The organism is Mycolicibacter kumamotonensis, from assembly GCF_002086285.1.
In the GTDB taxonomy this organism is placed as follows: Bacteria; Actinomycetota; Actinomycetes; order Mycobacteriales; family Mycobacteriaceae; genus Mycobacterium; species Mycobacterium kumamotonense.
On record NZ_MVHU01000014.1, the window covers coordinates 1 to 25178 of the forward strand.

General features: G+C 68.3%; 22 protein-coding genes. 7 read left to right on the plus strand and 15 right to left on the minus strand.

What is annotated here, in order from left to right:
- Positions 1-916, plus strand: a 916-nt coding sequence (locus tag BST28_RS11050) for a DUF5631 domain-containing protein (protein WP_207570085.1), incomplete at its 5' end; no start/stop codon positions are given.
- A 49-nt stretch (positions 917-965) separates the two neighbouring features.
- A complete protein-coding gene (locus BST28_RS11055) occupies positions 966-1283 on the plus strand; it encodes a DUF2710 domain-containing protein (RefSeq protein ID WP_019737175.1) in 318 nt (105 codons plus the stop codon).
- Positions 1284-1290: 7 nt separating this feature from the next.
- Here BST28_RS11055 and eccA read toward each other — a convergent pair whose 3' ends face one another.
- The 12 genes from eccA to eccB all read right to left on the minus strand — a co-directional run bounded on the left by eccA (position 1291) and on the right by eccB (position 18186).
- Positions 1291-3090: a type VII secretion AAA-ATPase EccA gene (eccA, locus tag BST28_RS11060; protein ID WP_080575683.1), complete on the minus strand. Its 1800-nt coding sequence runs from the start codon at positions 3088-3090 to the stop codon at positions 1291-1293.
- A 102-nt stretch (positions 3091-3192) separates the two neighbouring features.
- Positions 3193-4752, minus strand: coding sequence for a type VII secretion protein EccE (eccE, locus tag BST28_RS11065; RefSeq protein WP_083081005.1), 1560 nt, complete (start codon positions 4750-4752; stop codon positions 3193-3195).
- The gene (gene mycP, locus BST28_RS11070; RefSeq protein WP_234808260.1) at positions 4749-6341 is read right to left on the minus strand and encodes a type VII secretion-associated serine protease mycosin; all 1593 of its coding nucleotides are present in this window, start codon (positions 6339-6341) and stop codon (positions 4749-4751) included. Before mycP ends, eccE begins: the two co-directional genes overlap by 4 nt.
- Positions 6342-6412: 71 nt before the next feature.
- Entirely contained in the window at positions 6413-8008 is a 1596-nt protein-coding gene (eccD, locus tag BST28_RS11075; RefSeq protein ID WP_083081008.1) for a type VII secretion integral membrane protein EccD, read from the minus strand.
- Positions 8009-8013: 5 nt separating this feature from the next.
- Positions 8014-9030 carry a MinD/ParA family ATP-binding protein gene (locus tag BST28_RS11080; protein ID WP_029249474.1) on the minus strand — a complete coding sequence of 339 codons (1017 nt, stop codon included), beginning with the start codon at positions 9028-9030 and terminating at the stop codon, positions 8014-8016.
- Positions 9031-9124: 94 nt separating this feature from the next.
- On the minus strand, positions 9125-9973 hold the full coding sequence (locus BST28_RS11085) for an ESX secretion-associated protein EspG (RefSeq protein ID WP_083081011.1): 849 nt from the start codon (positions 9971-9973) through the stop codon (positions 9125-9127).
- 140 nt (positions 9974-10113) lie between these two features.
- Positions 10114-10401, minus strand: a complete 288-nt coding sequence (locus tag BST28_RS11090; protein WP_019738416.1) for a WXG100 family type VII secretion target — start codon at positions 10399-10401, stop codon at positions 10114-10116.
- A 39-nt stretch (positions 10402-10440) separates the two neighbouring features.
- Positions 10441-10758, minus strand: a complete 318-nt coding sequence (locus BST28_RS11095; protein ID WP_019738417.1) for a WXG100 family type VII secretion target — start codon at positions 10756-10758, stop codon at positions 10441-10443.
- 114 nt (positions 10759-10872) lie between these two features.
- Complete coding sequence (locus BST28_RS11100; RefSeq protein ID WP_083081014.1) at positions 10873-12063, minus strand: PPE domain-containing protein; 1191 nt, start codon at positions 12061-12063, stop codon at positions 10873-10875.
- Positions 12064-12066: 3 nt separating this feature from the next.
- Complete coding sequence (locus tag BST28_RS11105) at positions 12067-12369, minus strand: PE domain-containing protein (protein WP_019737594.1); 303 nt, start codon at positions 12367-12369, stop codon at positions 12067-12069.
- A gap of 101 nt (positions 12370-12470) precedes the next feature.
- A complete protein-coding gene (gene eccCa / locus BST28_RS11110) occupies positions 12471-16682 on the minus strand; it encodes a type VII secretion protein EccCa (RefSeq protein ID WP_083081016.1) in 4212 nt (1403 codons plus the stop codon).
- A gap of 4 nt (positions 16683-16686) precedes the next feature.
- The gene (eccB, locus tag BST28_RS11115; protein ID WP_083081018.1) at positions 16687-18186 is read right to left on the minus strand and encodes a type VII secretion protein EccB; all 1500 of its coding nucleotides are present in this window, start codon (positions 18184-18186) and stop codon (positions 16687-16689) included.
- A gap of 120 nt (positions 18187-18306) precedes the next feature.
- On the opposite strand from eccB, the gene BST28_RS11120 reads away from it, so the two are divergent.
- The 4 genes from BST28_RS11120 (at position 18307) to BST28_RS24730 (ending at position 21102) form a co-directional block, all read left to right on the plus strand.
- Positions 18307-18567 carry a hypothetical protein gene (locus BST28_RS11120; RefSeq protein WP_083081021.1) on the plus strand — a complete coding sequence of 87 codons (261 nt, stop codon included), beginning with the start codon at positions 18307-18309 and terminating at the stop codon, positions 18565-18567.
- A gap of 58 nt (positions 18568-18625) precedes the next feature.
- On the plus strand, positions 18626-18823 hold the full coding sequence (locus BST28_RS24725; protein WP_234808255.1) for a hypothetical protein: 198 nt from the start codon (positions 18626-18628) through the stop codon (positions 18821-18823).
- Positions 18824-18898: 75 nt separating this feature from the next.
- A complete protein-coding gene (locus BST28_RS11130; RefSeq protein ID WP_234808256.1) occupies positions 18899-19843 on the plus strand; it encodes a DUF4226 domain-containing protein in 945 nt (314 codons plus the stop codon).
- Between the two features lie 473 nt (positions 19844-20316).
- Entirely contained in the window at positions 20317-21102 is a 786-nt protein-coding gene (locus tag BST28_RS24730) for a hypothetical protein (RefSeq protein WP_234808257.1), read from the plus strand.
- Between the two features lie 82 nt (positions 21103-21184).
- Here BST28_RS24730 and BST28_RS11140 read toward each other — a convergent pair whose 3' ends face one another.
- Both BST28_RS11140 and BST28_RS24735 read right to left on the minus strand, forming a co-directional pair.
- Positions 21185-22150, minus strand: a complete 966-nt coding sequence (locus BST28_RS11140; RefSeq protein WP_083081023.1) for a hypothetical protein — start codon at positions 22148-22150, stop codon at positions 21185-21187.
- On the minus strand, positions 22147-22842 hold the full coding sequence (locus BST28_RS24735; RefSeq protein ID WP_083081026.1) for a DUF5631 domain-containing protein: 696 nt from the start codon (positions 22840-22842) through the stop codon (positions 22147-22149). Before BST28_RS24735 ends, BST28_RS11140 begins: the two co-directional genes overlap by 4 nt.
- A gap of 1170 nt (positions 22843-24012) precedes the next feature.
- Here BST28_RS24735 and BST28_RS24740 point away from each other — a divergent pair.
- Positions 24013-24330, plus strand: coding sequence for a hypothetical protein (locus BST28_RS24740; protein ID WP_133054295.1), 318 nt, complete (start codon positions 24013-24015; stop codon positions 24328-24330).
- Between the two features lie 301 nt (positions 24331-24631).
- Here BST28_RS24740 and BST28_RS11155 read toward each other — a convergent pair whose 3' ends face one another.
- Positions 24632-25114 (minus strand): hypothetical protein, encoded by a 483-nt coding sequence (locus tag BST28_RS11155; protein ID WP_207570087.1) that lies wholly within the window; start codon positions 25112-25114, stop codon positions 24632-24634.
- Between the last annotated feature and the right edge of the window lie 64 nt (positions 25115-25178).

The window sequence follows — 25178 nt, forward strand, 5'->3', positions numbered from 1 at the left end:
CACGGTGGTGACCGCGGCGCTGGGCGATCGGATCCCGGGCACCGCCGCACTGTCGGAGACCCTGCGTCGCCGCCGGGGCCCCGGGGGCCCGGCCGCGCCGCCCGTCGCCTCACCGGAGGAACAGGCCGTCGCCGCCGCGGAACCGTTCGTCGCCCCCGAGCCCGCCGTCCTACCGCTGGCCGAGGCGCTGAAAGACCTGACCGCGGTCATTCCCGCCGCGCCCGCGCGGCCCCCGGAGCCCGCCGCACAGCCGCCGGTGCAGCCGGCGGTCACCGAGTCCAGCGAGCAGCGCCTGCAGCGCCTGCTGGCCTTCGTGGCCCGTCAGGAACCCGCACTGCGCTGGGCCATCGGCACCTTCGCCGACGGCAGAACCCTGCTGGTCACCGACATCGCCAGCGGGTGGATACCGTCGGGCATCGAGCTGCCGGCCGGGGTGCAGCTACTCGAACCGGGCCGGCGGACCGGGACGGCGACCGAAATGCTGGGCAGCCCGACGGAGTCGGCCTCCTACCATCCGGGCGATCGCCTCGGCTGGGCGAGTGACTTCGCCGAGACGGACGCTTCGGTGCAGCCCCGCGAGCTCACGCCCATCGAAGACCTCGGCTGGCAGCTCAGCGAGGCCACCCACTGGCGCGACGGGCTGCCGCGCATGGCCAACACCCTGGCGAAGGCCGGCTCCGCCGGAACCGGCGTGGTCGACGCCGAAATCGACCTGCTGCGGGTGCATCTGGACACCATGCGTTACCAGCTGTTGGGACAGTATCCCGACACCGACACCGCCGTGGTGCTCAACTGCATGCTGCTGGCCGCCACCGAGGGTATGGCGACCGGTGACACCGTGTCGGCCAACTACCACTACAGCTGGTTCCGGACGCTCAGCGCACCCGCGGCCGGCCAGTGGGATCCGCAAACGTAACGGCGATGATGAATTGACGCTACTCACACCTGGTCGACATACTTAGCCAATGTCGGGGCCGGACAGCCGCGCGGAGCTCAGCGACAAGGACCTCGTTGAGTCCGTGTTGCGGGATCTTCGTGAGGCTGCCGAGAAATGGGAAGCCCTGGTCGCCGAGGCCGAGAACACCACCTACAGTGTCGATCTCGGAGATGTCCGTGCCGTGGCCAACGCCGACGGTCGACTGTTGGAGCTGACGCTGCATCCGTGTGTGGTCAGCGACTACACCTACAGCGAACTGGCGGACCGGCTCAACGTCGTCTTCACCGCACTGCGCGAAGAGGCCGAGTCCGATTTCGTCGCCCGATACGGCAGCACGCCGATCTGACGGCGGCCTACCAGGTGATGGCGGCCATCTCGCGTTTCGTGTCGCACACGGCGCGAACGGCGGCGTCGATGTCGGCGGCCGTGATGGTCTTGAGGTCGTCGATCGTCACCGGGTGACCGGCGCGCTTCTGCGCCGCCACCCGGGTGTCGCGGGCCAGTTCGGCTTCCTCGATCACGTTCCGGGCGAACCGGCCGTTGTGCATGACGTTGATGCCATGCTCGCCGCGCGGGCTGACGTAGGCGCGAATAGTGGTCGCCATATCCAGGAACCGCTGCCGCGCTTCCGGGTTCAGCTCGGTAGCGCGACTGGAACCGTACCGTTCACCGATTTCGACTATCTCTTCGGGCGAGTAGGACTCGAACCGGATCTTGCGGTTGAACCGGCTCGCCAATCCGGGGTTGACGGTGAGGAATTCGTCGACCTGGTCCTCGTATCCGGCGGCGAGGAAGCAGAAGTCGAAGCGGTGTTTCTCCAGCGCGATCAGCAGCTGGTTGACGGCCTCCATGCCGATCATGTCCGGCGTCCCGTCCTGGTGGCGTTCCACCAGCGAATAGAACTCGTCCATGAAAAGGATTCCGCCCAGGGCCTTTTCGATCAGCTCATTGGTCTTCGGACCCGAGGAACCGATGTGTTCGCCACAGAAGTCCGAACGCCGCACCTCGGTGATCTCCGGATTGCGGACGATGCCCATTCCCGCGTAGATCTTGCCCAGCGCCTCGGCGGTGGTGGTCTTACCGGTGCCGGGCGGGCCGACCAGCAGCATGTGGTTGGTCTGTCCTTCCACCGGCAGACCGTGTTCCAAACGCATGGCCCGGATTTCGAGCTGGTCCTCCAGGGCCTTCACCGCGCGTTTGACCTCGGCCAGCCCGACCTGCTTCTCCAACTCGGCGCGGCCCTGCGCCAGCAGCTCGGCGCGGCGGTCCAGCGCGTTGTCCTCGTCGAGTTCGGCCCGGCTTTTCGCCGAATCGGCATCCCAGCGGTCGGTGCGGCTGTCGATGATCTGTTCCTCGGTGACCACCAGGCGCAGATTGGGCTCGGCGAGTGCGGCCTTGGCCGGCTCGGTCAGCACCCCGTTGATCGCGGCCTTGGACAACCAGACCTGGGCCCTGTCCTCCTCGCCGAGCTGACGGTGCACCATCCCGCGGACGTAGGCCAAATCCGCGGCCAGCAGCGGGATTTCGCTCGGGTTGATCGACGCCGTCAACACCCCCGCGGAAAACCGCTCCGAGGAGCGCGCCTGCCCGGCGATGTCGACACGATCCAGCCAGTCCAACGCCACCCGGCCCTGGCCCAGATGCGCGGCCGCGTAGGCGGCCAGCGCGCAGACCGACGCGGTGACCGCGGGCATGACGATCGCCCGCTCGGGTAGTTCCTCGGCGGCGACCGTCAGCAGATCCGGCCAGCGCTGCGTGACGAACATCAGGTAGGCGCGAGCCAGCTGGTGCCACTGGTGGTTGATCCAGCTGTCCAGCAGACTCTGGTCGGCCAGCAGCGCGTCGGCGCGTTCGTATTCCCCGGCCACCGTCAGCGCTGAGGCCAACGCCAGCCCCACGTGCGAGGCGTCGGTGACCGTGATCGACAGGTAGGGCCCCAGCGGAATCTGGGCGGCCAGGTGCCGGCCCAGCCGGGTGGTCTCCTTGTGCAGCCAGTCGCTGTTGGCGTAGAGCCGCTTGAGCGTGTCCAACGAGGTGTCACCGCAGGCGATGCGGCCCAGCCACGCGTCGGCCATGGAGGGATCGGCTTCGGTTGCCGCCACGAACTCGGCCTGGGCTTCGGGGGAGCCGTACCGTCCGTCCATGCTCACCATGGCCCGGTCGAAGTGCCGGCGGGCCGCCAGCAAGTCACTCAATGTCTGTCGTCCTCTGTCGCATGTACGGGTTGTCGGGGCTGCCTGCGGTCCGGCGGAGTGTCATCGTGACGACATCGGCGCCAGCGCCTCCGGGCTGCAGTACCGGTTTTCCGCCCGGAACAACTCCACCGTAGCCAGCCATGATCGTCCCCCCGCGGCAACCCGTACGGCGGTCCGGTCGATCTGCTCGATGCACACCTCGACCGCATCCGGTGGCGGCGGAGGCGTCCCGGGCGGTGCCACGGTGATGACGGTCGCCGGGCGCGGTGACGGGGCGATCGGCCCGTCGACCACACTGACCGTGCTGCGCGGCGTCGGCCTCGACTCGCCCACCACCGACACCTCGGGCATCCGGACGCTGGCCCAGCGCGCCTTGTCGCGGGTGTGCACACAAACGCGCTCCCCGGCCCCGACGGCGCGGATGATGATCCGCTTCGCGATCAGGTCCTCGGCGGCGATGAACACCCGGCTCAGCTCGCCGGAGTCGGTCAGCGGAACCATCAGCCGATCGCCGTTGGCCAGCTTTCCGATCAGGACACCCGACGGGCCGATCTCGACGGGCAGGCTGTCCGGCAGTGGTCCCGGCCGAAGTCCGCGCAGGTGCGGGCGGGGCGCGCACATGTTGGCCTCCACGGCGGCGGCCTGCTCACCGTTGAGCCGCCGCAGCACGACCGCCGGGGGCGTGGGTGCCGGCTGCGGGGTCTGCAGGGTGACGGTGGCCGTGCACGTGGCATCCGGGAAGACCGTGACGTTCTGGACCACCTCGTCGACGGGCAAGGTCCAGACCTGGGCCAGCAGTTGCGCGTTGATCTCGTGGGGCGGGTAGGCATAGGTGGTCACCCAGCCGCCCTCGGCGCGCAGCGATTTCCAGCGCTCGGCGTCGGCCAGCAGCAACGCACCACCGAGCCGGCGATCCAGTTCCACCAGATCGCTGGCGGTGGCGACCCGTGCGCGCAGTCCCTCGCAACGCAACAGGCCGGCGATCCGCTGGGCGACGGCGACCGCGGTGGCACCCAGGGTGGTGCGCCACCGCAGCGCGGCGGTGTTGTCGATGACCCGCAACCGCAGCAGCAGCCAGGTATCGCGTTGGCCGGCGTAGGGCGGTGTGCCGATCTCGGTGTCATAGACCCGCGGATAGTCGCCGGTGGTGGCGCGGCGTGCGCCGATGCTGATCACGCTCATCGACTCCAGCACCAACCCGAGCGCGTGCCGCAGCATCGGCAGCAGGGCGGCGACGTCGATGACATTGTCGGTCTCCACGTTCACCGACCCGGTGGCGACGGTGGCGGTGTGCGCCCGGCCCAGCAGGTGAACGGCTACTACCGCCACGCCGTCCTGGATGCGGACCCCGCCCCCGGCGCGGTTGTTGGCCACCGTGATCGGCTCGGCCCAGCCCGTCGCCGTCCGTCGCCGAAGCCGCAGCAGCGCCCAGGACCAGGCCGGTTGGCCCCACCACGGCACCAGCACCAGCAGCACCGCGAGCGGCACGGCGACCGCGACACCGATCAGGCCGCCGAACGCCCACCCCGCCATCCCACACAGCGCGACCGCCGTGGCGCACAGCAACCGCCGATTGCTCGAGGCGCTGAACCCGGTCAGCCGGACCCGGTCCTGACTCACTTGAGGGCCCTTCGGATCCGGGCGGTGACGGCGGCGGCCAGCACCGCGGCGGCGATCGCGCCGAGGAATCCGAGGGCAACGGTGCGGGCGCGATGATCCGGCGGTGGCGGGGGTGCCGCCGGGGTGATGACACGGCTCTGCGATCCCGGTGCCACCGGTTCGCCCGGCGGCACGTTGAACGTCAGCGCCGCCACCGGGTCGATCAGCCCGTAACCCACCCGGTTGTCCACCCCGGCGGGCGGGTTGTGTGCGGTCTGCACGATCCGGTTGATGACCTGGTGCGCGGTGAGCTGAGGATATTTGGCCCGCACCAGGGCGGCGACCCCGCTGACGTAAGCCGCGGAGAAGCTGGTCCCCCAGAACGGCATGTTCTTCTCGCCCACCCGGACCGGGGGATAGGCGTTGACCGGTCCGCCACCCTGCGGGGACAGCCCCATGACATGGGTGGCCGGCGCGGCCACTCCCACCCACGGCCCGGACATGCTCTTGTCGATCGGCGCCCCCGTGGCGTCCACGCCGCCGACGGACAGCACGTAGTCGGAGAACCACGACGGGCTCGAGATCACCTTGACCTGGTTCCAGTCCCGGGGATCGCCGGGGTTGAGCGGGTCGAACATCGGGTTGTTGGCGCAGCCGGCCTCGCCGACGTTGCCGGCGGCCGTGACGATCACCGCGTCCTTGACGGTTGAGGCGTACCACAGCGCCGCCCCCAGGGCCCGCTGGTCGAGCGCGGCCGCCACCGAAACGCACGAGGTCACCGAGATGTTGATCACCTTGGCGCCCATGTCGGCCGCGTGGACGACGGCTCGGGCCAGCGTGGCCAGCGTGCCGGCCTTGACCCGCTCATCGTCGTAGCCGAACCGTTGCGGGTTGACCGGCTCGAAGGCCCGCGAGGACTGGCGGATCGCGATGATCCTCGCGTGCGGGGCGACGCCGACGACACCGTCCGGAGCGCCCGGCGGGGGCGGCGGGACCGCGGGTTCGTCCTCGGTCTGCGGATCCGGCGGGCCGGAGGCCGGCGCCATGGCGCCCTCGTCCGGGGGCGGCGGAGGTGGAGGCGGCGGTGGCACGGTCTGGGTGATGGTCACCGGCGCCGGTGCCGGGGGAGGCGCCGGCGGCCCGGGAAGGTCCGCGGGCGGCGGCGGCTCGCCGATGCTGGGCGGCGGGCCGGCCGGCGGTGGGAAGGCGGGAACCTCGGGCATCGGGCGGGGCATCGGCAGCACACCCTGCGGGGCCGCGGCGATGATCGACGCGGCGATCGTGCCGTGGGCGTCGCAGTCCTGCAGTCCGCCCAGGCCTTCGGCGCCGCCCATGATGTAGTCGCCGCCGGCGATCGCCGGCAGCCGTGGATTCGGTGTGACCCCGGTGTCGATGACCGCCACCGGCACACCGTTGCCGGTGGAGTACTGCCACGCGGCGGCGATGCCCAGCATGTCGAACCCGGGTGCAAGCTGCGCGACGTCGGGGTTGCTGACCGTGATCGGCACGCTGCAGGAATTCGAGCGGCGCATCGGCTGATCCGGGCCGGGCGGGCCGTCGGGCGGCGCCATGGCGGGATCCACCGACGGCGGTTCGATCGCGCGGGCCATCGGGGGGACGTCGGCGAGGCCGGCCAGCAGCACCACGGCGGTCAGCGCGACAAGCCGGGTGCGCAGCCGGCTCAGTTGCGCACCCACACGAACAGTCCTCCCAGCCAGGCTCCGAGCACCCCCACCACGATGAACGCCAACACCTCCAGCCATTCGACCGCCAGCCGAATCCACGGGACGAACTTCGTCTCGGGCACCAGCAGACCCGCGGCCAGGCCGAGTGCGGCGAACACCGCCACCGCCGCCGCCGGCCACAGGAAACCGCCGGCGGTGTAACCGGGAGCCGCCAGGGCGTACTTGGTGATCCCGACGAGCACCGCGGCACACGCGCCGCCTACCAGGGCGATCGCCTGGACCCGGCCGGCGAATCCGCGGCCCTGGGTGATGAACAGTCCGGCGGCCAGCCCGCACAGGGCCACCGCGGCGCGCTGGTGGGTCGAACCCGGTGCCAGCACCATCCACACCGCGATCGGCAATGTCGCCGCGATCGCCACACACATACCGACCTGCACCGCATTGATCAGTCGCGCCGACGCCGCGATCGCCGCTCCCCGCGCCGTGATGTCGACCAGGTCGTCTTCGTCGTCCTCGTCCTCGGGGGCGACCGGCGAGACGGTGTCGATCGGCATGTTGGCGCGGCGGGCGAACAGATCCCGCCCGGTGATCGAGCCGAAATACGGCGGCCGGACCCGCGCCACCCACAGCGCGATCGTGGGCGCCAGGCGCACCAGCATCAGCAGGCCGAGCAGCACGCAGATACCGATGACCTGCGGCGACACCGGATGCCACATCCGCGCTGCCGCCACCGCCCCGCCGATCCCGCTTGCGGTGACGACCGCGGTGGCCACCGCGGTCTGCGAACGCAGCAGGACGCTGAGCGCGATCGCGCCCATCGCCAGGACCGTCACGCCGATCAACAGGTGGGGCGCGCCCAGCCGCCCGGGGGCCGCGCACAGCGCCGCGCCGGACAGCGCGATCACCGCCAGCCAGCCGAATCCGCTGAACAGGTCGGCCCGCGCGGGCCAGCTCCGGCGGACCACCGCGGCGCCCAGCGTCAGCAGGCCGCCGAGGCCGGCCAGCACCACGGCCGGGGGCCAGCTGTCGCTGAAGGTGCGGGCCCGCACCGCCAGCGCGAAGAGCACGACGACCGCCATCGCCAGCAGCCCGATCGCGGTGTGTGCCGCCGTCACCGCCGTGACCGGCGCGAACATCCGGTCGACCTTCACATTGAGCAACCGGGTGACGGTCTGCTCGTCGACCTTGTGTCCGCATTCGGAGCACTGAATCTCCGGTTGCGTGCCGAGCCGGCGGGCCGTCGCGGCCAGCGCACTCGACAGCGACTCGTATTGCGGCTCGAACGAGTCACCGCCGACCACCGGCACCAGAACCAGCGTGTCGCCATCTTGCACGCCGAGGTCATCGAGGCTGCGAGTGATATCCAAGCGGACCCCGTTGACTTTATGCAGTTCGTAGCCTCCCGGCGGGAGTGCGACGCCGTCGAAGCCGTGATGCTTCAAATCCTCGTCGAGGAGCTCGACCATTCCCTCGAAGAATTCCTCGACCGGAATTCCGGCCGGGAAGACCTGTGACACGAGGTGTTTATCGTAGGCGAGGCTGACTGCGCAGCGGGCCGGGAACGCGACTTTAGCCGGTGTCGGGGTGGTCACCGCGACTACCTTTCAGTGTCCGGCACGAATTTGTCGGCCAAACCGGCAGTTATTTCGAATAGCCGCAGCCGTGTCTTTTTCTTGACCTCATGGTGGACATCGATTATGCCGCCCTTAGCCAGATGGGCGTCATAAGGCATGACTTCCACCGTGGCACCGGTTTTGCTGAACCGCTCGGTCAAATAGGCGACGGCGGCGCTGTCCTCGATGGGGGAGGAGTGGTTCAGGATCACCGTCGCTCGCGACACCAGCTCGTGGTAGCCCTGAGCGGCCAGATAGTCGACCGCACGCAGCACCGGCCGGGAACGGTCGGCGGTGATCCCGGCGACGAAGACCAGCGTGTCGGTGTTCTCCAGCACCGGCTTCATCACCGGGTGTTCCAGGTCGGCCGCGGTGTCGACGATGATGACGTTGTGAGTTCGGCGCAGCCGCGACAGCACCCCGCTGAACATGGCCGGGACGAGCGGGCGAAGCTGATCGGAGGTGCGGTTGCCGGCCAGCACGTCCAAGCCGACCGCATTTTGCCCAAGGTGTTCGCGGATATCGGAATATCCCTGCACATCGGTGTCGCTCAGAACGGCCGAGTAGTCACCGGGCGGGTGCTCGTCGATGCGATCCGACAGGGTCCCGAAGCCCGGGACGGCGTCAATGGCGATCACATTCTCGGGACGGCATTCGCGGAAGACACTGCCGATGGAGGCGGCCATGGTCGTCACGCCGGTCCCGCCTTTTCCCGACACCAGGGTGATCACGTACTGGCGGCGGATGTGGCGCCGAATTCTATTGCGCAGGTCTCGGTAATGCCGTTCGCGCGGGGATTCCCCCGGATTGATCACCTTTGCTGAGGCCACATACACCAGTTTGCGCCAGCCCGAGCCGGGCGGAATCTTGCGTGGCGTCGCCAGGTCGGAAATGCGCATGGAGTCCGATACGGAATCCCGGTAGCGGTGGCCGGTTCCGGGATCCCGGCGCCCGGATGCGCCTTCGTCAGGCATATTGGGGCTATTCCATGGGCTCGTCACGTGCGTGATGTTAACACGATTACGGATACCTCGTTTGCAATGATTCTTACGACCGACAGTAATATTTGAGAATGGTGTTCAGGCAAATTCACGGTTACACAACCCGCCGGTGTGAATGCCAGTCCGCACCGGCCGGCAGCCGCTGGATAAGCCGCAGGATCGCATTGGCGACATCAGCCCGGGACCCCGGGGACACGATCTGATAGCGCCGGCCCCCGTTGTCGATGTTCTCCACACAGACCCGCCCGGCCGGGGTGTCAGAGATCAGCACGGCGGTGTCGCCGATGGCCATTCGGGCCAGCTCCTCGGGCCCGGCCCCGGGCTGCAGCGCGACGATGTTGGCCTGCCCGGACACCTCCGGGTCAGCGGCCATCAGCAGCGTCTGCTGCTGGTCGATATCGAGCCGTTGATCCGCCAGGTACTTGCGCAGGCCGTCGTGGTCGCGCACCCGGTCGAGTAACTCCTGGGTGTCGAGGGTGACCGGACGCAGCGGGGCGGCGTCGGTGACGCCGCAGAGCCGCTCGATCTGACCGACGACCAGATCCCCGGCCGCCGCCTGATCGCCCGCGGTGCCGGCCGGATACAACCGCACCTCCTGGTCGTGGCGCTCCAGGACCACCCACCAGGAGGCGAACCGGTTGATCGAGACCCGCGTCATGTGTTGCGGGTCGCCGTAGGGCCGTCCGGGGAAATTCAGTTGCAGCAGCAGGGCGACGTCGCGGCGCATGATCACCGTCAGCCATTCGCGGATCATCGGGTCCGCCTCGCCCTGGCCGTCGAGTGCACCGATCTCGGTCAGTTCCTCGGCGATCGGATGCTGCCGTGCCCGCTCGGCGGTGTCCACCCGCGGCAGCAGCGGCCGCAGGCCCAGCTCGGGGCAGAGCGTCTCGATCCCGGTCACAGCCTGCAGAACCCACAGCCCGTCAAGGGTCGTCGTCAACATGTCACTGCCGCCTCACCCGTGCGTAGTCAGCCTCGAACGCGAAATGGGGTATCTGCGCCTGTCGCGCCGACACCCCACTTCGTCATCGTTACGTGGTCACCCCGCGATGGGCACCGCGATCCCGGCGCCCGCGGCGGTGGTCAGAAAAGGCTGTTGATCGTCTGGTCTGTCTGCATGGCCCCTTCCAGCACGGAGCCGATGGTCGAACCGTGCTGGCCGATGGTCTCGATCAGGCCCTGCAGACCGGAGAGCATCTGCGCCTGCGCCTCGAAGAAACCGGTGGCGCCGTGGCCGGCGAAGTATTCGGTCAGCATCTGGGTGAGCTGGTGGGCGTCGGAGTGGATCTGGTCGAGGGTGCCGGCGCTGCTGATCACGCTGTGGGCTTGGTCGGATACCGGACCGGGGTTATAGGTGATGCCGTCAGCCATGGGGATCGTTGTCCTTTCGAGTACGGGGGTCAAGGAGGCTTAGGCGGACTGTCCGCCGAACAGCGAGTGGAAGGCGTGCTCGGAGTGGGACTCGTGGGATTCCATCAGGGCAGCGGCCTGGTTGAGGCCCTCGGTCAGGCGGGTGCCGCCGATGAGGACCTTCTGCATGTCTTCGTGGATCTGGGCGGCGGTGGCATACGATGCCTTGGAGCCCGCGCCGTCCCAGGTGCCGGCGCCCAGGATGTTCTCGTGGTCGGCGAGGTACTGATTGGCGATCGCCTGAGCGTGTTCGATGTGCTGCGCCAACTTCGACGCGGTGTTCCGCATCAGTTCCGGCGTGACGACAATGGCTGCCATCGTTTCCTCCTTGGTTGTTGAGCGACCCCCCGGGTTCGGCGGGATGTGCCTTGCGGTAGTGTATGGGCTTCTCTGGAATGTGTCGATTCACCCTGTGGACGACGAATGCCCAGCTCACACCCGGTCATCGACCACTCGCACCGTGTTGGCCCGGTCGGAGGAACGCCCGCCCTGACCTTTTCCAGCGGCCCCTGCGGCGTGCCCGATCGGCATTCCGCCCATCCCGCCGGCACTGGCTGTGGTGACCCGTTGGGACTCGACGGAACCCAGCGCGCCACTGGCCCGCAACCCCACCGGTCGTCCGCCGGCGGACTCGAACGCGCTGACCGGCCGGGTGAACGCCGACACCGGTGCGCCTGCACCGCCGAAGCCGCCGCCCCCCACGCCGGCGCCGGGTGTCGCCGTCGCGTTGGCCAGCATCGCGGTGGCGGGAACCCCGCCGGCGCCAGCGGAATTGAGCGCGCCGCCGAGCATGCTCGGGTTCATGAACATGCCCATCATCGACTGCATCGGGCCCATCATGGTCTGCGGCACCTGGGTCAGCATCTGCGGCGCCTGCATGAGCGACGAGCCGATCTGCTGGACCGGGCCCAGCATCGAACTCATCTGACTGCCCATGCCCTGGGCGGCGGAGGCGCCCTGCCCGGCGGTGTTGCTCGCCGCCTGGGTTCCGGTGTAGGCCGCGCGCATGGCACCGCCGGCCGCGGTTTGGGAGGCCGCTTCGCCGACGGCGCTGGCGGCCGCGGCCGGGGCAGCGGGTGAGGCCCCCATCCCGGCCACCGGGGCGGGAACGGTCAGGCTGGACGTAAGCGCGGTCAGCGTCGCGCCGTACGAGGCCCCCACCGCCGCGTTGTTGGGCCAGAACAGCCCGAAGTACTCGAACTCCAGGGAGGCGATCCGCGGCGTCAGCGCTCCGAGCACCGCCCAGTTGATGCTGTTGTCGAACTCGGTCTCGATCCGGTTCTCCTCGCACTCCTGAGCGGTGCGCATGCTTCCGTAGGCCAACTGGTAGGCCTCGACCGCCGCCGCGACGATCGGCGCTTTCATATCCACCCAGCCCGCCAGCCCGTGCAGGGCCACGTTGAGCAGGGTGGCGTTGAGCGCCGAGCCGGCCGACCCGGCGCCGATCCAGCCGACCGAGGTCAGCGCGGTGTTGACCGCGGAGGCGATCCCCGACGCGTGGTGGGCCGCGCCCAGCGCCGTCCATGCCGCGCCGTTGGCCAGCATGGTCGCTACGCCCATGCCGGACTTGATCAACGTGTCATTGACCTCCGGTGGGCGGGCGGCCCATCCCGGGTCGGCCATCGGCTAGCCGCCGAGTGCGGCGGTGGCTGCCCGTAACGCCTCGGTGGCGCTGTAGACCCCGGCCGCGGTCGCCTGCGCACCGGAGAACAGCCCGCGCTGCGCGGAGTGCTCGGCGACGATGCCCAGGTATTCGGTGCCGGACGCCAGCAGCGCGGCCTGGAAGGCGATCGAGTCGGGGTCATTGCCCATGGGCAGCACACCGAGCAGTGCCGGGGTGGCCGAGGAGGCGGCCGCCGCGGTTTCCGCGGTGATTCCCGCTTCGACGCCCGAGGACGCCAGCACCGCCTCCGGTTCTACAGAGAACATGTTTCCTCCCGATGCCTCATCGCTGCTATGCCGACGTTGGCAGGTCGGAGTAGATGGTAAACCGATTTCGGGTCGGCGTCACTTCACTAAGTAAATACCGGTTATTGCTGCTCGAAATTGTGGATCATCGACGACGGCACGCCGACCAGTACACCTTCTACTCCGGAGTCGTCGGTGACCAGCAGGCCGCGGCCGGCGGGCAGGGCCTGGGCGCGCACCGTTCGGCTGACCTTGTTCTGCGGGTCGTTGTCCATGAACAGCGTCGGCACCTTGGCGCTGCGCTGGGTCTTCACCCACGGATCCATCTCCAGTTGGCCGAAGTTCGACGAGTTTCGGGTGGTGAATACGTGCAGGCCGATCTGGCGCCCGCGCTCCATCAATTTCCACAGCGCGGCGCCCACCGGCGGCTTGGCGGGGTGGATCTGCGCCGGGCGCAGGTCCTGAACGTCGTCGATCAGGATGAAGTGACGGGGGCCCTCCCAGGGCTTGAGCGCCCGCAGTTCCTCCTGGCTGAGGCCCTTGGCGGGTAGCCGGGGGAGTAGCACCTGCTGGGCCAGCGTGGTCAGCACCTCGTCGATCTCGTCCTGGTCGTAGGCGTAGGCGTTGACGTAGCCCGGGCCCTGCAGGTCGCGAAGCGGTCCGGTCTTGGGGTCGATGATCGTGATCTGCGCCTGTTGGGGGGTGAAGCGTGCCATCACGGCCTCGCCGATCGCGGCCAGGGTGGCGCTCTTGCCGCACAGGGCCCGGCCCAGGATCATCATGCCGGGATGTTCGGCCAGCTCGAGCGGCACCGGCAGCAGGTCGTGCTGCTCACCGATCATGAACGCGATCGACGGGGCGGTCTGGGCGGGCGGGCGCTGGGCGACGTCGTAGGCCAGCACCTCCGAGAGCGCCACCGCCGGTGGGAGCCGTTTGAGGGTGGCGTGCTTGGTGACGCCGGCGACCTCGGCGACCCGGGTGCCCAGGTCGCGGGTGCCGATCCGGGTGCCGTCCTCGGCGCTGAGCTCCGGCAGCCCGATGAGCATCTCGTGCAGGGATTCGGTGAGCCCGAAGCCGGGCCGGTTCACGGTGCGCTTGGCCGCGTCGCGGGCGTCGAGGGAGGCGGTGCCCATCTCGTTCTCGCCGGGGTTCTGCAGCCGCAGCTGGATGCGCACGTCGGAGTTCTGCAGCAACGTCTGGCGCTGGCCGTGAATCCAGCCCGACGCGCTGGTCATCAGGTGCACGCCGTACTCCGGGCCGACACCGCTGAGCGCGATGATCCGGTCCCCGAGCACGGTGTCGGCGGCGTAGAGGTCGGAGAAGTCGTCGATGACCAGGAACACGTCCCCGTACGGATCACCCGGGTCGGTGCCGCCCAGGGCCTCCCCGCCGGATCCGAAGCGCCGCTCCCGGAACTCGTTGATGTCGATCTTGTCCCGCCGGAAGGTGTCCTGGCGGGCGCTGACCAGCGCGGCCATCGTCGCTACGCTGCGTTCCACGCCTTCGCGGTCGGCCGGCGAGACGATGTCGGCCACATGCGGCAGGGTCTCGGCGTAGCCGAGGGTGGCGCCGCCGACGCAGAAGAACGTCAGCCGGGCCGGGGTGTACATCAGCGCCGCCGAACACATCAGCGTCATCAGCGTCGTCGTCTTGCCGCGGCTCTTTGCGCCGACCACCATGACGTTGCTGCGCAGCACGTCGACGCAGTGCACCAGCTGTTGGGCGTCCTCGGGGATGTCCTTGATGGCCAGCGGCCACACCAGACCCGGGTTGCGCCCGTAGTCGACGTCCCAGGGCTTGCCCCGATACAGCGTGACCAGCGAGTCGACGGACTCGGAGACCTCCAGCGGAGGCAGCCACGGCAGGTGGGGCGCCTTGCGGTCCGCGGCGATCAGCGACTCGCGCAGCACGTCGACGATCTTCTTCTTCTTGAATCCGTCGGCGTGCAACAGGAACTCGTCGGGTTCGGCGTCGGTGGCCGACATATCTTGCAGCGCTTGGGCGTCCGCCTCGTCCAGCGGCTGGTACTGCCAGGTGTAGAGGCGCGGCTTCGTCAGCGTCATGTCGAGCGTCTTGGCCGTCGACGTCTTGCGCTTGGGCACGATGAACGGCGCTGACAGGTAGAAGCAGCGGAAGGGCTCCAGATCCCGCGGGCCGACTTTGAGCAGCCCGAAACCGTTCTCCTTCGACGGCAGGTGGTAGGCGGCGTCCGAGCCGATCACCTCACGGCTGTCGTCCCCGGACTCGGCGCGCAGCGCGACCCGGAAGGCAATGTTGGACTTGACTTTCTGCAACGACGACAGGTCCAGGCGCTGACCGCCGAGCATGAAGAAGACGTTGGCGCCGCGGCCTTCCTGGCCGATGTGGATGATCAGGTCGATCCACTTGCCGTGGTTCTGGAACAACTCCAGGTACTCGTCGATCACCACCAGCAGGATCGGGACCGGTTCCAGGTCGCGTCCGGCGAGCCGGATCTCCTCATAGTCGTTGGCGTCACGCGCGCCGACGGAGTTGAAGAGCCGGTAGCGCCGGGCGATCTCGCCGTCGATCGCCCGGCGCATCCGCTCGGCGAGGTGCCGATCGTCCTTGCCCAGGTTCGACAGCGCCGCCGACACGTGCGGGATGCCGAGGATGTCCTGGGCGGCGGACTCGAACTTCATGTCCACGAAGATGACGTTGAAGGTCTCCGGCGAGTGCGTCAGCGCGATGCCGTACACCAGCGACAGGAAGAACTCCGACTTGCCCGACCCGCTGGTGCCGATGACCACCGAGTGGAAGCCGAAGCCGCCGAAGTCCTTGGCGCGCAGCACCACGTTCTGCAACTCGCCATTGGGTTTGGCCCCCACCGGGATCTCGGCCCACCGCTCGTCGCCGCGGCTGCGCCGTTCGGCCCAGAGCCGGTCCACGTTCAGCTCGCGCGCGTCGTCGATTCCCAGCGCGCGCAGCAGTTCCAGCGCGCCACTGCCCGAGTCGGTGACGTCCACGCTGGCCGTCGGCGACCAGCGCGCCATCGCGCGGGCGTAGCGGTAGGCGCGCGGCACCGACAGCTGATCGGCGTGCGCGAAGAACTTGCCGCCCACGCGCAACATCGGCGGCGCAAACGGATCGGCGCCGCGGCCGTTGCGGCGGTGGGCCGCCGACGGCTCGTCGGTGCGGCTGTGCCGGGCCGGATGATCGATGACCTCGAAGATCTCATCGCGGGCGAACCCGACACCGGTACCGAGCCGCGAGGCCACCCGCAACACGGTGATGCCCTCTTTGCCGACCCGCCCGACCACGCTCTCCCACGCCTCGGGGCTGCCGGTGTTGTCGTCGACGATCACCCAGTGCGGGCCGAGATCGTGCCCGGCGCCGCCGGTTTCCAGTGCCGAGCCCATGGTCGTCGGACTCGGCGTCGATGGGGGCCGCCACGCGCCGCGCTTGCCCTTCATGTGCAGGTCGGCGCCGAGCGTCGACTCCAGTTCGGTGGGGGTGGTGAACACCAGCCGGCGCCATCCGCAGGCGTCGAACAGCTCGTCGTGCTGATTGTGCGGCAGCCACACCATCCAGGACCACAGCTCGGGGTGCCGGGTCACCACCATCAACTTGACGTCGAGCGGATTGTGGAACACCGCCAAGGCGCTGAGCATCGACCGCAGCAGCGAGCGGACCCGGTCGAGGTCCTCGCCGACGAAGCTGAAACCCGGGCGGGAGCGCAGGTTGACCACCTTGGCGATGTCGCGGATCTTGCGCTGTTCGAGGATGAAGTCGCGCAGCGCCTGGCCGGTGACCGGCTCGAGCTCCTCGTCGACCGGGATCTCCGGCCACTGCACCGACAGCACCGAGTCGGGCGCGTGTTGCACACCGACGCCCACGCGGACGTCGAGGAAATCCGGGTCGGAGCGCCGGCGCTCCCACATCTGCGGCCCGCCGATGACCGCGCCGAGTCCCTGCGGGTTGGAGTGCACCATTTCCTGGGCGCTGCGCTGGGCGCAGACCGCCTTCTGGATCTCGTCGCGTTCGGCGTCGAGCGACCGCAGGTAACTGCGGCGGTTCTTCTCCTGCTCGCCCCAGCTGATCTTGCGCGCCCGCCCGAACCGTCCGGAGAACATCAGCATGGCCAGGCCGGCCATGCCCACCATCGGAAACATGCCCGACCCCAGGCTGCGCACACCGGAGACATAGAGCATCACGATCGTGCCGATCAGCGCGACCACCAGCGCGGGAAGGCCGATCATCACCCACAGGTTGCGGGGTTCGCGTTCCGGCAGGGCGTCGGGGGCTCGCGGGGCGACCCGCACCGGCTTGGGTTCGGGAACCTGAAGTCGGGCCGGAACGAATGCTCGTTTGGACATCGCCTCAGTGCCCTCCCGGGATGGCCTGCTGGTTGTTGGGCGCCACCGGCATCACCGCGCCGGTGGACGCCAGGGTGTCGCGGGCCAGCAGCGCGGCATGCCGAGACAGTTCCGGGCCGGCCGCGAAGGTGCGCAGCAGCGGCCACGGGGCCTGCTGCGCGGAGGCCGGGTCCAGTCCGAGGCCGCGCAGTGTCTCGTCCTCGGCGGCGATCCCGTACCGAACCCCGTTGGGGGACACCCAGAACAGCGACTCGCGCGAATCGGACTCGAGCAGTGCGCTGGTCGACGTCACGAAGTTGGTCGCGCCGGGCAGCACCAGCACCTGGTTGGCCACCACCGATCCGGGGGAGCGGTCGTCGCGCACCAGCCGGACGATCCGATTGTCCATTCCCGGCGACACCGGCAGGCCGCGGCCGTTGAACACCGTGACCCGGGCCTGACGGTCGGACGGGGCCTTCTCCCATCCGACGCACGTCGTCGGGTCGGCGGCGGTGTCGACGAACTTCAGCCGGCTGTTCGGGTAGTAGTCGACCGGCAGGGTGCCCACTTCGGGGATGTTGACCAGCTTGTCGGGGCTGATCACCAGGGGCGCCACGGATCCGAATGAGTTGGCGCTGCGGATCAGGTCGGCCACGAAGCTGGTGATCTTCTGCACGCCGTCGGGCAGCAGCACATAGAACTGTGAGCCGCCGCCGGCCGTGCGGGTCTCCAGCACCGCACCGACCTGGGACCCGGGCACCCACTGCGACGGTGTGCCCGCCTGCGGAATCACCGGAACCCGCAGCGGTTCGGTGCTGGGCAGGGCGTCGAACAACGCCCGCGACATCTCCACCGGCACCGTCGTCCCCGGGTCGATACCCAGGCTCAGGGTGATCGCCCGGTCGGCCGGGTCGACCTGGGAACGCTTGCCGCCCCAGATCACATAGGTGACGCCCTGGAACCGGGTCAGCACCGCGGCATCGGGGGCCAGCGGCGCCGCGCGGCCGACGCGGCTCAGCGGTCCCGCGATGGCCGTCACCACCGGCGGCTCGGCCCGCCGCGGTGATCCCGCGGTGTCGCAGACGGCCCACGCCGACGGGGCGCCCGTGCTGGCGATCAACGATGCCGGCGCGCCGGGAATACCGATCATCGGGCCGGTCGGATATTTGGCGATCTCCGCGGGCTTGACCCAGGTGGGAAGCTCGGCGTTGCCGACCGCGAGCCGGGCCGAGGTCATGTTGAGTGCCGGATACAGCCGGCCGTCGATGCGGGCGTAGATCGCGCCGGAGTCGCGGTCACCGACGATCGCCGACGTCCGCACGATCCCGGCCGGGCGCAGCACGTTCAGCAGCAGCATCCAGCCCATGCCGATGAAGATCAACACCACCGACAGCACGATCGCCGCGGTCTGCTTGCGGTCGTCGTGCTTCATGCGCACCGAGAATTTGGTGGTGGCCGCGCGCAACCGGCGGTTGTAGAACAGGTGACCGGAGTTCTGGTCCCGGTTCGACAGGCTCAGCGGCATGCTCTGCTACCCCTTTGACGCACGCACCACAACCGCACGCGACGACAATACTGGCGTTAGCCTGCGGGAACCAGTCACAGCCGGTGACGCGGTGAGGCCGATGCGCGTAGTTTTTGCGCCATGCCGGAGGTGGTGGGGGCGTTCGCCGAGGCGGCGCGGGCGCGCGAAGGGCAAGTGGTGCGGCGGTTGGTGACGTTGGTACGCACTGCGCTCGGTCTGCTGTTGCTGTGCTTAGTGGTGACCAGCTGCGGGCTGATGAGGCGATCGATGGACATCGACTACAACGATCAGTTTCACGAACACACCGAGCGGGAGTTCATCGAGAAAACCGTCGGCGCAACGACTCAACGACAGCTTGGCAAATCTTCTGCATCAAGGTAAGTCGGGGCAGGCTGAGTAACTTCACCGCGTGGCGCTGGGATGAGGTGCATCTGCACCGGTGATCAAGTCGAACTTCTTTCAATCCAAAGCCAGCCTGCTAGTTTTCGAGGATCACGGGCAGCCCGTCAAGGCCGTCGGTATTGCCGCCGACTACCTGCGTGGTCAGGGCCACCGCGTGAGTTGGCCCGCCGACGTGATCCTGCAACCGTGGGGCGGGGGGTTTCTACAGCTGACGTTGCCACCGGCGGGAGGGTGATTTCGCGGTTCCATCGGTATAGAAGCCAGCCGCTGGCGGTGACGCGATGACGGCGATACGAGTAGTTTCTGCGCTATGCCGGACGTGATGGGGGCATTCGCCGATGCCGTGCGGGCGCGGGAAGCGGAGCTGGTGCAGCGGTTAGCGACGTCGGTGGATCTCGACCGGTCCTTCGAATCGATCCTGCGCGGCGCTCAGCAGTACAACCTGCGGGCGCGGCAGCGCCTCGATGCGCTGGAAGCCGAGATCCGGCAAGCCGCCGCCTCTTGGCCGGGCTTGAATACCTCGGTAGGCGCACGACAGTTCCAGGCGTACCTGGTCTGTAAAATCCGCGAGATTCACAACATCGTGGACGACGCCGCAGCCGACAGTGCGCAGCGTGCGGGGCAGGTGCAGGCACTCACCGGGCGCTATCCGGTAGCGGGTGGCCAGGGGTCGGTTTCGGAAAAGGACTCGACCGGCCGCGATCACGAAGGTGAGCGGGCCGAAATGGTCGGCTTCGGATCCCCCGTGCCTCGGACTCCGCCAATAAAGCCGGACACCCCGGACCCGTCGCAGCCTCCGAAAAATCCAATGGCCGAGCATCTGCTTCCGGAGTTGCCGCCCGACCTCGGCGGCACATCGATTGGTGAGGGTGCTCAGGTGCCGCCAGTAAAGTTCGGCCCGTTTTGGGTACCGCGAGAAGTTGCAGACGCCGGCACTCAATGGATTAATACCCATGTTCCAAACAGGACGCCGGCGGAGTGGATGCAGGGGTTGTCCGACACTTTGGGGGCTGGATACGCCAGAGGTCAACAAGAGCAAATGATTCGCATCTTACAAACGGCGCAGGCGGGCCAATGTACCGTGGATGATGCAGCTAGAAGCCTTTTCGCGCTTGGGCTCGATGGGTTGGGTATCGCTGGGGCGGTACCTCTCGCAGAAGCTCCGCCGATAGCGATCGCCGCCGCTGCTGGGGCGCTGGCAGACGGCGTGCTGAACGTCGGCGACCTCCTTCGATGTTTGGGCGGAGCAGTCTAATGCCGACAATTGTTAGCGGTTTGCTGCCCGATATCTACGGATGCTAGGTGACGAATGTTTCGCGAGCTGTTCCAAGTAGCACTGCCGTTATTAGTAGTGGCAGGTATATTGCCCAGCCTCGATGAGAATCCTGGGCGCGTGAAAGCGTTTGGAATCGCACTCGTTATTTTCGGGCTACTAGCCTTGCCGTTTTTCATCATCGACTTATCGGTAGCGAATCGGAGTGCGCTTTTAGCCGCGCTGCGTATGTTGTCCTGCTTACTCGGAGGCGTCTACCTGCTGGTCCGAGCGCACCTGTCCCGCCGGGAGCCGGACCGATGACGGGGGTCGCGACGTTGCCCTCGAATCGCTGTCCGGCTCGACGACTATTTCGGATGGTGGCAGGGGTTCTCGCTGCAGCCTTCGCCTGCGGAGTGGCGGGTTGCGGAGGAAGTGGCCCGGAAGGGGCGTCAGCTAAGACGGAATCGCCCGGAATGGCAACGCAGTCAGTCGATGTGCTGCCGCCAGGTATCAACAAGGTGGTGGTGTTCCCCAGACCGGTGTCGCGGTTGCATCCCGGGATGCAGGTACTCGTTGGCGAAGGAACCAGGACGACGGTGTGTACCGCCGGCTTCTACCTGAGCCTTCCGGACGCGAGCGACCCGGGCACCAGACTCGACGGATTCGTGACCGCGGCACGATGCGCCCGCGGTGACGGGAAGGCCCCGGACGCGGTCATGAAAGTCGAGGACGCCGGGATGGCTCCTACTCGCACGAAGGTCGGCGAGATCACGTACCTGACTCCCGGCGAGGCGAGCCCGCGGGCGGCCGGTGAGCCGTGGACGATACCGATATTTCCTTTCGCGGTGTTCAGTTCCGGGCGAGATGACTGGGGTCTGCCCGTCGACGCCACAATCAACGAGGAGCCACCGACAGCTCAGGTTGTTCAGACGGCTGACGCAGTAGAGAACAGCCGGGCTCTTGTCGCCTGGGCCGGTTTGGACGGGCGGGTTGCCGCGGGGCATGTACTCGATCCCGCCGCGACACCGGAGTTGCGAGGCTTGCCCACCGGCAGTGAGCGGGTGGTCGTCGCCGCGGACGATATCGCGACGCCGATCGGTGAGCAGTTAGTCGGCGCTGCCGTGACGGCACAGGTAGATGGATCCACCCAGAACCTCGGAATCATCACCGGCATAGACGAGACGCGGCACTGGCTCATCGTCGACTTGATCGGTCCGTTCCTCGCGCGGCAGAACGCGGCGCTTGTCCTAGACCGATAAAGCGAGTTTGTCCTCTGGGCGTGGCGATTCAGCGTGCTTCCGCACCACGGCCGGTCGAATCAGCGGTACCGCCACGGGGCTGCTACTTCGACGAATCGTCCTTGTCGACGATGCGTTTCAGCGGTGTCAGGCCGGTCGGGCCGGCGTCCTTCGCCACCGACTTGGTCACCGGTACGTTCGGCGGGGCCGTGGTGCGGCCCTTGACGGGTTGGCCGTTGGGAACGCCGGGGGCGGCGATCCGCTTCTCGCCGGCCTTGTCGTCCTTGCCGCCCTTGCCGCCGGCACCGGCCGCGCCCGGCATCATCGGCATCATGCCGCCGCCGCCCGCACCGCCGGTTGCGGGCGTACCGCCGCTGGGGCCGGCCGCGCCGGTGCTCGCCAGCGAGCTGGTGGGCGTCGTCGGTGTCGAGCTTCCGGGAACCGGGGGCGGGCCGAGGTTGCTGGCGGGGGTGGTGCCCATCCCCAGCCCGCCGCCGCCACCTCCGCCGGTGCCGAGGCCACTGCCGCCCAAGCCGGGGTCGGGACTGATGTCGGAGGCAAGCGTGGCGCCGGCGCCGCCGAGACCCCCTTTGGCCAGGGATTGCGCCGCCCCCATCAACGGCGACAGCGCACCTTGGCCGGCCTGCATCAGCCCCTGCGGCAGCCTGCTCGCCGCACCGAGCGCGCCGCTGAGTGCGCCGGTGATGCCCTGCATCGCCCCGGTCATGCCCTGCATCGCTCCGCCCATGGCTTCCTGGGAACCTTGCTGTGCCATCGTGGCGTCGCCCTGGCCGGCGACATCCTGGAACTTCGATACCGCGTCGGCCTCGTTGGCGGTGAATTTGCGGGCCGCGTCGGCAGCATGACCCGTGCGATCGGCATGGTCTTCGGCCAGGTGGGTGTTTGTCTCGGCCAAGTTCAGGTTGGTTGCGGCACCAAAGGCCGCCATCGTGGCGTCGACCGGCGACGTTCCGCCCGGATGGACAGGTCCCGGCGGGATCGGCAGCGGCGGGAGGCCGGCCGCTATCGCCAGGTAGTCCAGTGGGTTGACTTCGATCGGATCTGTCATGGCGTAAACCCTCCATGCGGTACCGCCACCGCCTGGTGCCACGCCAGGTGGTAGCGGGCCAGTTCCTCGCTTCCCGCGATCAGGGCGTCGATGCTGGCCAAGAGCATCCAGTCGGCGACATCCCTGGGAGCGTGCTCGGGATAGGCCGACAGTACCCGCGCAGCGGTGTCGGCGACCACCCGCCGGAAGAGCTCGACCTCGTTGTCGGCGACGCCGGATCTGCGGGCCATCGCTTGTGCGACGGTCTGCACGATGCGCGGCAGCCGCGTGCTGGCCCCGGTGACGTCGATCAAGGTTGGACCCAGTTCGTCGAGATGCTGGCCGTAGCGGGCGCGTTCCCCAGACCCGGGAACCGGATCGTGCGGGCCAGCCTCGGTGATGTAGGTGTTCGGCTCGTGGGTTGCTGCGGCAATCACCGCACCGAGCAGATCGACTGCGCTCGTGCCACGGCGGCGGTGCGCTGGATCAAGCAGAGTGACTCCGGGCGGGAGCTTGACCGTAGGTGGAATCCAGCCGCCAGCCAGGTCGGTGGCCACCACGATCGTGGTCTCGTCATCACGTAATCCGGCTGCCCACGCCAGATTCGGAGCCTGACGGGCGACGGCGTCAACTTTGCGCTGCAGGTCCTGGTGCTCGGCCAAGCGCTTGGCGGCGGTGCCAGCTCCCGCCCCGGCGGTACCTCCGGCTGCCATACCCCCCGCCATTGCCGCGCCCGATTGCCCGCCGGCCGCTGGAGACGGCCTTCCCGGTGCGGGACGGTCGCCCGAGGATGCCACTGTGGTCCCACCCGAAGCGGGGGTAGTGCTACCTGGCGGCTGTGTTGTCGGTGCCGCAGGCGCACCGGCAGGCGCTGGGGGGACGCCCGTGGCTGCGCCTGCCGCGGGGCGCAGATCCGCCCCGTAGCCGGGTAGCGGGCCCGATGGTGCGGCCGGACCTGCGCTGACGGGTGCCGATGACATCGGGGTCGGACCGGCACTGATGGGTGCCGACGCTGGAGTGGGCGTCGGTGTTGTCGCGCCCGCGGTTTGAGCTCTGGAAGCGGCCTCCGGGCTGGAGCCGGCCAGATGGCTGAGGTTGCCGAGCACGCCGCCCGCCATCGGCGTCGACGACGGGGAGGGCGGAACCTGTGGAGCCGACGACGGGGAGAGTCCGGAGCCATCCAGCCCGCCGTGCAGTGGGGACGTCGGCCCGCCCGGTCCTGCGGGACCACCGGGCATTCCCGAGGCGAATGCCTGGGTTGGGCCGCCACCTGCAAGGCCAGCTGGCGTAGCTGGTGTGCCGCTGCCGCCGGCGAGGCCGGGGATGGAGGACGCGACGGGTGAAATTCCACCACTCATCGGCGCGCCGCCTAGCCCGGAAAGTGAGCCTCCTCCACCTCCGGTCGGCCCGGCAGCGCTTGGGGCCGCTGGGACGGTTGTGCCGGTGTTACGGCCCGCCTCTGGGGGGGCGTTGGGCGTTGTTGAGCCTATTGTGCCGGTGTTGCCGCCGGCCGCTGCGGCGGCGTTGGGGGTTGTTGGGACGATTGTGCCGGTGTTGTCGCCGGCTGCTGCGGGGGCGGCGACAGTACCGGCTTGTCCGGGTGTGCTGCTCTGTCTACTTGTCGAGCCGACCACTCCCGTCGGTCCGACACTACCGCCGGATCCGTTCGCTGTACCCGCCGGACCAACCACATCGCGTTGTCCCGCTGCTGGTCCTGCCGCGCTGTCGCCGCCCACGCTAGGCGGGACGGGGTCGGCGCTCAGCCGCCCGCCACCGCCCCCTGCGCCGGACTGGCCGTCTATTCCTGCGCTCCCCGAGCCTGCACCTGTCTGGCTGCCTGCCTTGTCGTTTCCAAACGGGAACGGAAGTCGGTCGTTGTCGGCTTGCCCATCCGTGATTTCGACACCAGCCGCGGTGGCGACCATCTCATCGGCGGTCAGCGGTGGCGGGCGCGGCGGTGCTTCGAAATTAGCCCCATTCTTCTCGAGCCACTCGCGCGCTCCAGCATCGATACCCATTTTGGTGAACATCTGTTGCGTTGCAGCGATGATCGCATTGTTGGCGGCCATCCCGGCGGTGGCGGCTTCGTCGTTAGCGTTATTGATCGCATTGATCACGGCAGTGAGTTTCGCCGTCTCCGGCTCGCTTTTCGCAAGGATGTCTCTGATCGCTTGGTTGCCCTGCGAGGCGATGCCCCTTAACCGACTGCGAAGCTCAGTCACCGCATCGGCCACAGCGCCACTGGCGCTACTCTTGGCGCGACAGTGCTCTTGGGCGTCGAGCAGGCGCTCCTTTCCGACCCGAAAACGCTCCAGCATGTCTTCGGCGGTACGGCCGTGGTTTCGAGATCCAAATTGTCTGCGGTGGTTTTGCACGTGCGCGGCCTCACGGCCCTTGACGTCAGCTTGGTCCGACCAATACGCCTTGCCTGCGGTTGGTTCGCTCGGTAGCGCGGGCCACCATGCGCCCACCAACAGCAGAGACCACTCGCCTGGCGGTAGATCAGTCACCGCACATATCCTTCAGCACTTGCTCTTTGGCATTCACGGCATTCACTGCCCCATCGAACTTTGCGTCGCCGGACCTGCCACTAGAAGATTCGATGACCAAGTTTTCGTACGCCTGAATCACAGCCTGGGCCGCGTCACGATATTTGGAGTCCAATGCCGGATTCGCCGAGGCTCCTTGGAGGACGACTGCGCCGTTGGTCAGAGCGATACGTCCCAGGGCCGCATCGGAACCATTGGTCTCGATGTGTACTGCGTCCATGGCGGGCTTGAATCTGTCGCAAAGCTCTGCCTTTGCTTCAGCCCGTTGAGCTGCGGTGTAATTCGGTGTTGCCGGCAGCCGAATGAGGGCCACTATCGCCACAATCAACGCGGCAACAGCCAGCAATACTGCGAGCACCGCGAGCAGTACCGGTGAGCGACGGTGCGGCTGAGTGGCGGGAGGTGCTGCTGGCCAGGGCGGTGGTGTCATCGTCACATTGCGGATGGTAGACCTCAACACCACATTCTCGCTTACATCGTCGCCGCTGGCCGCTAAACGG